The organism is Burkholderia reimsis, assembly GCF_003294055.1.
Taxonomy (GTDB): Bacteria; Pseudomonadota; Gammaproteobacteria; order Burkholderiales; family Burkholderiaceae; genus Burkholderia; species Burkholderia cepacia.
The window spans coordinates 1-472 of the sequence record NZ_QMFZ01000145.1 but is presented as its reverse complement, the minus strand read 5'-3'; the positions used below and the strand labels follow the sequence as shown (position 1 = coordinate 472).

At 60.0% G+C, this 472-nt stretch carries 1 protein-coding gene; it reads right to left on the bottom strand.

Annotated elements, in window-relative coordinates:
* Positions 1 to 161: 161 nt before the first annotated feature.
* Positions 162 to 472: hypothetical protein (locus DPV79_RS43190; RefSeq protein WP_208866786.1), on the bottom strand; the 311-nt coding region annotated here is incomplete at its 5' end.

Sequence of the window (472 nt, the reverse complement as noted above, 5' to 3'; positions counted from 1 at the left end):
GAAGTAGGCTGTACCCTTGCTGAGGCAAAGTTCCCGCCCGGAGCCAGCAGCCACGTCGCGGTTCACGGTCCAGCCTTGAGCCGCGGCGAAGTCGCGCAGCTTGATCAACATGTCGTTCGGTCCGGTCGCGGACCCGGTTTCATAAGCCATTTATGCGCTCCTCAGTCCAGGGACAAGGCCCAGAACTCGCTGATTGCGTTCCGGTAGGCGTTCTGGAACACAACGTGGGTCTTGCCGTTGTAGGTTGTCGTATTCTCCGCGGCGTTCTGGAATCCGCTGATGTTGTAGGTTCCTTCCAGCTCCCCCCAAGCCGCAGTATAGGGTCCGCGCTGTAGGATAATACAAGGAAGCATCATATATCCTCCGCCCAAGCACTCGCGGAAGGGGCGGAGCGGCGTGTTTGTGCCGCTCGTGATAACGGCATGAGGCCAGACGCAACGCCAGTTGCCGGAGGGGGTGAACGGAATAGCGG